Source organism: Azospirillum sp. B4, from assembly GCF_000333275.1.
Classification (GTDB): Bacteria; Pseudomonadota; Alphaproteobacteria; order Azospirillales; family Azospirillaceae; genus Nitrospirillum.
On the sequence record NZ_BACU01000085.1, the window covers coordinates 1 to 8760 of the forward strand.

Sequence of the window (8760 nt, forward strand, 5' to 3'; positions counted from 1 at the left end):
GAACAACCCCTTGGCCAGTCGCTCGCGGACGGCTGTGTCTTGGGGCCAGTCACTGGCGAGGGTGCGGAGTTCTTGGAGGAGGGCGTTGGCGCGCTGGGTGTCGCTGTCCGCATCGTTGAAGGCGTTGAACAACCCCTTGGCCAGTTGCTCGCGGACGGCTGTGTCTTGGGGCCAGTCACTGGCGAGGGTGCGGAGTTCTTGGAGGAGGGCGTTGGCGCGCTGGGTATCGGTACCGGCGTTGTTGAAGGCGTTGAACAACCCCATGGCCAGTGGCAGGCGAACCCACTGGTCCTCGGGCCAGCGGTTGGCCAGATCGCGTAAGGCTGCCAGCCGGTCGTTGGTGCGGGGATGATTGGTGAATTCGCCGGTCAGGCCGGCGGCGAACAGGGCGGCGGCGTGGGCGGAGGGACCCAGACGGCCGTCTTCGACGTGTGCCAAGGCGTCCAGCACCGCGTCCACCACCCCATCGGCGCCATGGCGGGTCAACGCGAAGACGACATCGGTTTGAGCCATAGCCCAGCGATCCGGCCCGATGGTATCCGGGGGCGTGTGGCGGAACAGTTGCGTCAGCAGGGGATGGAAGTTCGCGACGCCGCCGAAGTTGGCGGCCAAGTTGGCCAGGAAGGGGGTGGGGTCGCCGTGGCGCCAGGCCAGGTCCATCACCCGTTGCGCCTTGGTCGCCTTGGTGCTGGCGGAGGCGCGGCCGCCGCTGAGATGGCGTAGGACGAACAGGCCACCGACGAAGTCGGGTTCCAGCTTGCCAAGGGTGTCGGCCGCCACCTTGCCGGTCATCTGGCTCCAGCGCCGGCAGGCGGTGTCCGTGTCCACACCGGCCGCGCGCAACTCCGGCGCCAGGTTGTCCAGCAGGTCCAGGGGGCAGCGTTCGGCCACGGTGGCGATGGCCAGCAGGGTAAGGTCGGCGGCCGTGGCCCCCACCTTGTCCCGCCAGTCACGCTCCTGCCGCTCCAGGAAGTCCCGTGTCACGCCGTGGTGATCCAGGGGGCCCGTGGTGCCGGCGCGCAGCGACAGGCCCAGCAGGCCGGCGAACAGGGGCCGCGACAGCTCCGGATCCTGGCGCAGGGCCGCCGTCACCCGCGCCCGCGCCGCGTCGTCCAGGGGCTGGCCGGCATAGTGGCTGGCGACGGCGATCACGCCCGCGTCGTCCAACCGGTCCAAATCCAGGGAGGCGCGGTCTCCCCGCCATTCCTGGGCCGCCGCCCGCCGGCCGGACTCGGTGCCGTTCGCGATGGCGTGGTGGGCGCCGAACTCGCTGTCATAGGGCAGGGTATCCAGCAGGATGAGGCGGACGGGGGACAACAGGCCCCGTTCCGGGGGCCGGCTGGCCAGGTTGTCGACCAGGTTCCGCACAGCCTCGGCGGTGACGCCGGCGTAATCGATGACCAGCAGGGCCGGCAGGGGCGCCCGCCACAGGTCATAGCGGCGCTCAGTGATCCAGGGGGCCTGGCCGGTGAGGAAGCCCACCTCGGCCAGGCCCAGGGCGGCCTGGTCGCGCCAGGGCAGCAGGGCCTCCAGCGCCAGGCGGCTTTTGCCCATGCCGGCCGGGCCGGTGATGACGGTCCAGGACAGGGGCTCCGGCCCCGTCAGGAAGCGATTCAGCGCCGCCAGCGCCGCGTCCCGCCCCACCAGCGCGGTCTGGCGGTCCCAATAGACCAGGCTGCCCGCCGCCGCTGGGCCGGGGGCGGTCCAGTCAGGATGGGGCGCCCGGTCGTGATCAAACTCCGCCCGCAACCGTGTCACCTGGTCCGCCAGATCCTGGCGCAGGGCCGCCGCGACCGCCGCCAGACCGCCTGGGGCGGCGGGCAGGCCGTCCACCAGGTCCTGGTGCAGGGCCGCGACGCGCGTGGCCAGTTCGCTGACGGCGGCTTGGGTGGCGGTGGCGGCTTGGGCGGTGGCGTGGGCCTGGCCCAGCAGGATGATGCGGAAGAAGCGGTCGTCGGCCTTCAGCGCCTCCCGCACCAATTGGGTCAACACGTCCGCCAGGCCGCCGGGCAGGCGTGGGTCCGCCCCCGCCAGCAGGTCGGCCAGTTGGCGGGACAGGGACCGCCACGCCGGTTTGCCGTCCATGAGCGGGCCCACCAGCAGCGCGTGCACCGCCGTGGCCAGCCCAGCCGTCAGGGGGCCGGGTGGCAGGTCCTGGCCCAGGGCGTCGGTGACCGCCGCCCGCATCTCCGCCTCCGTCACCGTCACCCCGGCCAGGGTGTCGGGCGCCAGCGCCTTGGCGTTCCGTCGCACCAGGGCGACGAAGGCCTGGGCGTCGGGGCCGCCCACCACATCCCCGGCGAATCGGTTGACGCAATGGTCGATGGCGGCCTTGAGCGCGGTCAGTACCGCCCGTTCCACATCATGGTTGATGGGCAGGCCCCCGCCGGACAGCCGGTGGAGCATGAAATCCTTGGCCTTGCCCGCCACGGGGCAGCCGAAACGATCGATCCACGTGGCTAGGACGTTGCCGCCCAAGCCGCCGGCCATCGTCAACGCCACCGACGTGCCGGTGGCCGCCGTCGCCGCCGCTGCAGGCGGGAATGCCAACACGGTCGCTACACCCACCAGCAGAACACAGCCGCCGGCCAGCATTTTGATGGTCTGTACTGTCTTTTCGGTGTCCGCCATGCCCCGCCCCATCGCCACCCGTGCAGCGTAGCCGCTGGGGCTCGCGCACGTAAATGGTTTAGGGGTGCCGGAAGAAAACGCCCAGGTTGATCAGGCCGGCACCAGCGTCACCAGCTTCACGTCCGGCTGCCCCGCCAGGGTGAAGGTCAGTTGCTCGAAGGTCAGCGGTCCGTCCGTGGGGTGGTGGAAGGCGCGTTCGCCGCCGGCGCGGGAGGTGACGGTGTGGGCGTGCCACAGGTCGGCGAAGGGGGGGCTGCGGCCGGTCAGGTCAGCCACCAGGGAGCGCATGCCGGGGTCACCCAGGTGGTGGCTGTAGTCCACCCGGAATTCCGCCACCACCCGCCGCGACCGCTCCGCCCAATCGGGGATCAGGGCCTGGGCGGCGGGGCTCAGGAACAGATAGCGCAGCTGGTTGCGGTCGCCGCCGGGGTCCAGCCAGCCGGTGAACAGGCGGGCGGCCGCCGCGTTCCAGGCCAGGGCGTTCCACTGCCGGTCCAGCAGATAGGCGGGGTGGGGGATGTCCCGCACCAGGGCGTCCAGCGCCGCCGTCACCGGGGCGTCGCCGCCGTCCGGCCCCCCGTTGGGGTCGCGCTTGCCCGCCAGGTCGAACAGGTAGGCGCGCTCCGCCCCCGACAGACGCAGGGCGCGGGCCAAGCGCGCCAGCGCGGCGGGGGAGATGGAGACGTCGCGGCCCTGTTCGATCCAGGTGTACCAGGTGACGCTGACCCCGCCCAGCTGCGCCAGCTCCTCCCGCCGCAGGCCCGGCGTGCGCCGGCGGGGCCCGGGCGCCAGGCCCAGGGCGGCGGGGGCCAGCCGTTCGCGGTGGGCGCGCACGAATTCCCCCAGCTCCCGCCGCTTGGAACTGTCCAGGAGGTCCGGCTTGTCCATGGGGTGGCTCGTTCAGGGGAGGGGAGTAGCCATTGGTACCAGTATAAAATCGAATCTGGTACCAGTTTGAACGGCTGCCATCCTGCCGCTCCGCCCCCGCCGCGTCGGGGGCATCGTCGAAAGACCCGCAGAAGAAACGGAGTAGGGAATGACCACGCAGCATCAGTCCCAGGGGACGGAAGGCCGCGACCAGGAATCGCTGGTGGCCGGCCAGTTCGGGCCCCAGGCCGCCGCCTATGTCGCCAGCGCCGTCCACGCCCAGGGCGAGGATTTGCAACAACTGGCCGGCCTGGTGGCGGGCAAGGGCTATAAGACGGTCCTGGATTTGGGCTGTGGCGGTGGGCATGTCGCCTTCACCGTGGCGCCGCATGTCGGCCAAGTGACGGCCTGCGACCTGTCGCCCGCCATGCTGGCCGCCGTGGCGGCGGAGGCGGGACGGCGCGGCCTGGTCAACATCGAGACGCGGGTGGGCCGGGCCGACGCCGTGCCGTCGGAGGATGCGTCGTTCTGCGCCGTGGTCAGCCGCTACAGCGCCCACCATTGGCCGGACCTGGTGGCGGGCCTGAGGGAGGCGCGGCGGGTGGTGAAACCCAATGGCATCGCCGTCTTCATGGACGTGGTGACGCCGGGCCAGCCGCTGCTGGACACCTTCCTGCAGTCGATCGAGCTGCTGCGCGACCCGTCGCATGTGCGCAATTACGCGGTGGCGGAATGGCGGGCGGCCCTGGAGACGGCGGGTTTCCGTGTCACCGGGGTGACGGAGCGCCGCCTGCGACTGGAGTTCGGCAGCTGGATCGCGCGCATGAACCCGCCGGACAGCCATGTCGCCGCCATCCGCTCCCTGCAGGGGCGCATGGCGGACGCGGTGACGGGGCACTTCGCCATCGAGGCCGACGGCACCTTCACCCTGGACACGGCCACGGTCGAGGCCGTGCCGGTTTGATTTTTGGAAAGCCCTCAATCGCCGGGCGCCCGCATCCGCGGGCTTGGCTTCCTCGCTTTCCAGTCCGCCTTCGGCTCCCCGGAAAGCTCCGGCGGATGCGGTCGCATCCTACGGCGGCATGAGGCGAAACCTCAGGCCGCCGCTAGCTTTTGAAAGCCGCTAGCTTTTGAAAAAGGAGGCGGCGGCGCTCAGCGAGGCCTGCTTGGCCTTGATGGCATCATCCACCCGCGCGATCTCCGCCTCCAGGCTGTTGCGATACTCGCGCAGTTCGCCAACCGACAGGCGGGTGATGTCCGGAAAGCCGGACGGACGGGGGGGCGGCGGGGCGATGTCGTCGGTGTCCATGGGGCGGCGACCTTTCCATGCGGCGGGGGGACATCGGATCCCCCCGGGTGTCGGTTGTCACTGTGCCGCCGGGGGCCTACATGGTGCAAGACCCCAAGCGGCGGGGGAGCCATCCCCGCCGGACGCAAAGCGGAGAGTGGAAGCCCCATGCGCGCCATCGCCATCACCCAGCCCGGCGGTCCCGAAGTCCTGCAGCCCATCGAGCGGCCAACGCCGCAGCCCGGCCCGGGCGAGGTCCTGATCCGCGTGGCCGCCGCCGGCGTCAACCGGCCGGACTGCCTGCAGCGGGCGGGCCACTACCCGCCGCCGCCCGGCGCGTCCGACCTGCCGGGGCTGGAGGTGGCGGGCACCGTCGCCGCCGTGGGTGAGGGCGTGGCGGGCTGGGCCGTGGGCGATGCGGTCTGTGCGTTGGTCAACGGCGGCGGCTATGCCGACCATGCCGTGGCGCCGGCCGGCCAGTGCCTGCCCGTGCCGGCGGGCTTCAGCATGGTGGAGGCGGCGGCCCTGCCGGAAACGTTCTTCACCGTCTGGACCAACGTCTTCGACCGGGGCCGGCTGACGGCGGGGGAAAGCTTCCTGGTCCATGGCGGCACCAGTGGCATCGGCACCACGGCCATCCAGCTGGCCAAGGCCTTCGGCGCCCGGGTCTTCGCCACCGCCGGCGGCCCCGACAAGGCCAAGGCCTGCGAGGCCATCGGCGCCGAGCGTGGCATCGACTACAAGGCGGAAGATTTCGTCGCCGTAGTGAAGCAGGCGACCGATGGCCGGGGCGTGGACGTCATCCTGGACATGGTGGGCGGCGACTACCTGCCGCGCAACATCGACGCCCTGGCCGACCAGGGCCGGCATGTCTCCATCGCCTTCCTGCGCGGGGCCAAGGCCACGCTGAACATGGTGCCGGTGATGGCCAAGCGCCTGGTCCTGACCGGTTCCACCCTGCGGCCGCGCACCGCCGCCGAGAAGGCCGCCATCGCCGCCAGCCTGCGCGAAAAGGTGTGGCCGCTGCTGGCGCGGGGTGCCATCCGCCCCGTCATCCACCAGACCTTTCCCCTGGAAGAGGCGGCGGCGGCGCACGCGCTGATGGAAAGCAGCCAGCATGTCGGCAAGATCGTTTTGACCGTTTGAAAACGGCAAAACCCCGGATTCAAAAGGGGCCGCGCCTGTAAAAAGGCGTGGCCTCGCCCGTCGCGTGCCTCTATATAGCTCATGTACGCGTCACAGTTTTCCGTCCGGCTGCGTGGGGCCTTCAGCCCGCGCGACGGGCGGATATTGCTTTTCGCGACCTTATTCACGGGTTTTCAGGCGTGTTGGCGGGGATTTCCGCCACGGGTTAGGAGGAAGCATGGCACTGCCCTTGATGCCGAAGGCGACCGCGGTCTGGCTGGTTGAGAACACCGCGCTGTCCTTTGAGCAGATCGCCGAGTTCTGCGGCATGCACTCGTTGGAAGTGCAGGCCATCGCGGATGGCGAGGTGGCGATCGGCATGGTCGGCCGCGATCCGGTGGGCAACGGCGAGTTGACCAAGGACGAGATCGAGCGCTGCGAGAAGAACCCGGACCTGAAGTTGCAGATCCGCATTCACGACCTGCCGCAGCCCATCGCCCGGGCCAAGGGCCCGCGCTACACTCCGGTGACCAAGCGCGGCGACAAGCCCGACGGTATCGCCTGGCTGCTGAAGAACCATCCGGAACTGTCGGACGCCGCCATCTCGCGCCTGATCGGCACCACCAAGCCGACCATCGCCGCGGTGCGCGACAAGACCCACTGGAACTCCAGCAACATCAAGCCGCGCAGCCCCGTGCTGCTGGGCCTGTGCAGCCAGCGCGAGCTGGAGGCCGCCCTGTCCCGCGCCCGCCGCGGCCTGCCCGAGCCGGAGCTGGAGGCCACCACCCTGCTGGAGACGGCCGAGCAGCGCGCCGCCGCCGAACAGGCGGCCCTGGAGGAAGACGAGCACGAGGAAGAGATCGAGGATTGATCCCGGTCGCCTCCTGGTGACGAGAAAAGGGCGGCCCTGCGAGAGGCCGCCCTTTATTTATATCCTTGAACGCCGACGGCCCCAGCCGGGACCTATATCGGAGTCTCAGCCCACCCACCGGGCCCACCCACCGGCATGAACCCTCATGCCGGTGGTAGCCCGCGACCGCGGGCGCCGGAGATTTCCGGGGAGCCGGAGGCGGACTGGAAATCGAGGACAAGCCAAAGGCGCGGATGCGCCTGCCGGCGCTTGAGGAACCGAACTAAGCCGCCGTGGGCCAGTCGGTGTAGCCTTTGGCCCCGCCGCCGTAGAACGCCTCCTGGGGCGCCTGGGCCAGCGGCGCGCCCGTCTTCAGGCGGTGCACCAGGTCGGGGTTGGCGATGAAGGGGCGGCCGAAGGCCACCATGTCCGCCCGCCCTTCGGCGATGGTCCGCTGCGCCAGCGCGCGGTCATAGCCGTTGTTGGCGATGTAGGCGCCGCCAAACTTCCGGCGCAAGGCCTGGAAGTCGAAGTTCTGGGCGCCGTTGGGGCCGCGCGTCTGGCCCTCCACGCAGTGCAGATAGGCCAGGTTCAGCTCGCCCAGCCGTTCGGCCAGGAAGCCGTAGGTGCCGTTGGGGTCGCTGTCCAGGGGCGTGTTGCCCGCCGCCTGGGTGATGGGCGACAGGCGCACGCCCACGCGATCAGCCCCCCAAACCTCCGCCACGGCCTGGGCCACCTCCACCGTCAGGCGGGTGCGGTTCTCGACGTTGCCGCCGTAGCGGTCAGTACGGTGGTTGGTGCTGTCGCGGATGAACTGCTCCAGCAGGTAATTGTTGGCGGAATGGACCTCCACGCCGTCGAAGCCGGCGGCCTTGGCGTTCTCCGCGGCATGGCGATAGTCGTTGATGACGCCGGCGATCTCCGCCGTCTCCAGCGCGCGCGGCGGGGAGGGTTGGGCGAAGCCGCCCTCGATATAGGTCTCACCGCCGGCCTGGATGGCGCTGGGCGCCACCGGGGCGGCCCCGCCTTCCTGCAGGCTGGCGTGGGAGATGCGGCCCACATGCCACAGCTGCAGCACGATATGGCCGCCGGCCTGGTGCACGGCGTCGGTGACGGACTTCCACGCGGTCACGTGTTCGGGCGTGTAGATGCCGGGCGTGTAGGCGTAGCCGCGCCCCTGGCGGGAGATGTTGGTGGCCTCGGTGATGATCAGGCCGGCGCTGGCGCGCTGGCGGTAATAGTCGACGGCCAGCGGGGTGTGCACCCCGTCCATGCCGGCGCGGGCGCGGGTCAGCGGCGCCATGGCGATGCGGTTGGCGACGGGGATGGCGCCGATATGGCTGGGCGCGAAAAGATCGGGAGTCGTGGTCATGGTTGAACCCGTTCCTTAGGGGGAGCCTCGGGGGAAGGCCTTGGGGCTGGTTGCGGGTGCTTAACCGGCACGCCCACAAGATAGGTCCGGGAACGGGCCGCGTTTAGAGGCCGCGTCGCGCGCACACCCTTCACGAAACGCGAATAATGCAGGTTCATCCTCAACGCCGTCGCTTTGCACAAAGCAATCCCCTGGACGCCGCCCCCGGGGCGGCGCTAGATCCCGGGATCATGACCACGCTATCCCCCCGCCTCATTGTCGGCATCAGCGGCGCGTCGGGTGTGCGCTATGGCGTACGCCTCCTGGAAACGCTGCGTCCCCTGCCCATCGAAACCCATCTGGTGATGAGCCGGTCGGCGGAAATGACGCTGGCGCATGAAACGGACCTGAAGCCGGCGGACGTGCGGGCCTTGGCCGATGTCAATCACGCCATCACCAACGTGGGGGCCGCCATCTCCAGCGGCAGCTTCCGCACCCTGGGCATGGTCATCGCCCCCTGTTCCATCCGGACGATGGGCGAGATCGCCACCGGCGTCACCTCCAGCCTGCTGACGCGGGCGGCGGACGTGGTGCTGAAGGACGGCGGGCGCTGGTGCTGATGGTGCGCGAGACGCCCCTGCACCTGGG

At 70.4% G+C, this 8760-nt stretch carries 7 protein-coding genes and 1 pseudogene; 4 read left to right on the forward strand and 4 right to left on the reverse strand.

From position 1 onward, the window contains the following. Positions 1 to 2631 (reverse strand): hypothetical protein (locus I55_RS36805; RefSeq protein WP_044559246.1); only part of this gene is annotated, 2631 nt, incomplete at its 3' end. A gap of 90 nt (positions 2632 to 2721) precedes the next feature. Beyond that, entirely contained in the window at positions 2722 to 3519 is a 798-nt protein-coding gene (locus tag I55_RS04165) for a helix-turn-helix transcriptional regulator (RefSeq protein WP_044559247.1), read from the reverse strand. A gap of 148 nt (positions 3520 to 3667) precedes the next feature. Here I55_RS04165 and I55_RS04170 point away from each other — a divergent pair, with 148 nt between their 5' ends. Beyond that, complete coding sequence (locus tag I55_RS04170; RefSeq protein ID WP_044559248.1) at positions 3668 to 4462, forward strand: class I SAM-dependent methyltransferase; 795 nt, start codon at positions 3668 to 3670, stop codon at positions 4460 to 4462. A gap of 159 nt (positions 4463 to 4621) precedes the next feature. On the opposite strand, the gene I55_RS04175 is transcribed toward I55_RS04170, so the two are convergent. Continuing rightward, entirely contained in the window at positions 4622 to 4807 is a 186-nt protein-coding gene (locus I55_RS04175) for a DUF1192 domain-containing protein (RefSeq protein ID WP_044559249.1), read from the reverse strand. A 147-nt stretch (positions 4808 to 4954) separates the two neighbouring features. Here I55_RS04175 and I55_RS04180 point away from each other — a divergent pair, with 147 nt between their 5' ends. Next, on the forward strand, positions 4955 to 5932 hold the full coding sequence (locus I55_RS04180) for an NAD(P)H-quinone oxidoreductase (protein ID WP_044559250.1): 978 nt from the start codon (positions 4955 to 4957) through the stop codon (positions 5930 to 5932). A 217-nt stretch (positions 5933 to 6149) separates the two neighbouring features. Then, a complete protein-coding gene (locus tag I55_RS04185; RefSeq protein WP_044559251.1) occupies positions 6150 to 6782 on the forward strand; it encodes a DUF1013 domain-containing protein in 633 nt (210 codons plus the stop codon). 262 nt (positions 6783 to 7044) lie between these two features. On the opposite strand, the gene I55_RS04190 is transcribed toward I55_RS04185, so the two are convergent. Next, complete coding sequence (locus tag I55_RS04190; RefSeq protein WP_044559252.1) at positions 7045 to 8133, reverse strand: alkene reductase; 1089 nt, start codon at positions 8131 to 8133, stop codon at positions 7045 to 7047. A 230-nt stretch (positions 8134 to 8363) separates the two neighbouring features. Here I55_RS04190 and I55_RS04195 point away from each other — a divergent pair. Then, positions 8364 to 8760, forward strand: a pseudogene (locus tag I55_RS04195) (UbiX family flavin prenyltransferase); the annotation flags it as partial.

Coding starts and splice junctions, on each gene's coding strand:
- I55_RS04190 (WP_044559252.1), bottom strand. CDS start 8,133: ATGACCACGACTCCCGATCTTTTCGCGCCCAGCCATATCGGCGCCATC.
- I55_RS04165 (WP_044559247.1), bottom strand. CDS start 3,519: ATGGACAAGCCGGACCTCCTGGACAGTTCCAAGCGGCGGGAGCTGGGG.
- I55_RS04180 (WP_044559250.1), top strand. CDS start 4,955: ATGCGCGCCATCGCCATCACCCAGCCCGGCGGTCCCGAAGTCCTGCAG.
- I55_RS04170 (WP_044559248.1), top strand. CDS start 3,668: ATGACCACGCAGCATCAGTCCCAGGGGACGGAAGGCCGCGACCAGGAA.
- I55_RS04185 (WP_044559251.1), top strand. CDS start 6,150: ATGGCACTGCCCTTGATGCCGAAGGCGACCGCGGTCTGGCTGGTTGAG.
- I55_RS04175 (WP_044559249.1), bottom strand. CDS start 4,807: ATGGACACCGACGACATCGCCCCGCCGCCCCCCCGTCCGTCCGGCTTT.